Raw genomic sequence first — 991 nt, 5'->3', positions numbered from 1 at the left:
GGCTCGAACCAGCGACCTGCGGATTAACAGTCCGTCGCTCTACCAACTGAGCTATCAGGGAACAGCTGAGAAAAGGATTGTAACCAGTTTCTCTTTTATTCGTCAACATCTGTGCAGTAATTTTTTACTGCCGGTGCTGCGAAACTTCTGGTTCCACCCCGGTGATCTGAGGCAGGGCCACATTATAGGTGGTGTTTTGGGTCTGTGCCATAAAAAATCGCCCCGGAGGGCGATTTTTTTGACGCTTGCTGCGTCCACCTGCGCGGCGCGGCGCCCGGCTTAGTCGAACACCGGCGAATCGACGCCGAGGATCTTGTGCAGCTTCGGCGAGGTAGTGGTGTACTGCATGTGGATCTTCTTCTCGGGGAAGATATAAGGCGCGGCGCCAAAGGCGGCCAGCGCGGCCTCGTGGAAGCCCGAGAGGATCAGCTTCTTCTTGCCGGGGTAGGTATTGATATCGCCTACCGCGAAGATGCCGGGGATGTTCGTCTCGAACTTCTCCGTGTCCACCTTGATCTGCTTGCGCTCAAGGTCCAGGCCCCACTCCGCAATGGGTCCGAGCTTGGGCGACAGGCCGAAGAACACCAGCAGGTCGTCCAGCGGCAGGCGGCGCGTGACGCCGTCTGCGCCCGTCACCTTGATCTCGGTCAGCAGGCCATCCTTTTCCTCGTAGCCACTGATCTGGCCCACGACGAATTGCATCTCCATCTGCTCGCACAATTCCTTCATCTTGGCGACGGAGGCGGGCGCGGCGCGGAAGCCGTCGCGGCGATGGATCATCACCACCGACTCGGCCTTGCCGGCCAGGTCCAGCGTCCAGTCCAGCGCGGAGTCTCCGCCGCCGACGATGACGAGGTTGCGGCCGTGGAAACGGCTCGGATCCTTGACGCGGTAGAACAGCTGCTTGCCGTCGAACTTGTCGATGCCATCCACCTTGACCGTGCGCGGCTGGAACGAGCCCACGCCCGCGGCGATGAAGATGGTCCTGGTG

At 60.5% G+C, this 991-nt stretch carries 1 protein-coding gene; it reads right to left on the bottom strand.

All coding sequences use genetic code 11. The features are described 5' to 3' along the window. Positions 1 to 279 precede the first annotated feature (279 nt). Positions 280 to 991: NAD(P)/FAD-dependent oxidoreductase (locus AC1DN0_RS41125; protein ID WP_477146615.1), on the bottom strand; the 712-nt coding region annotated here is incomplete at its 5' end.

It is taken from the genome of Cupriavidus sp. 05N39 (assembly GCF_056397325.1).
This window is presented reverse-complemented; position numbering and strand designations above follow the sequence as displayed.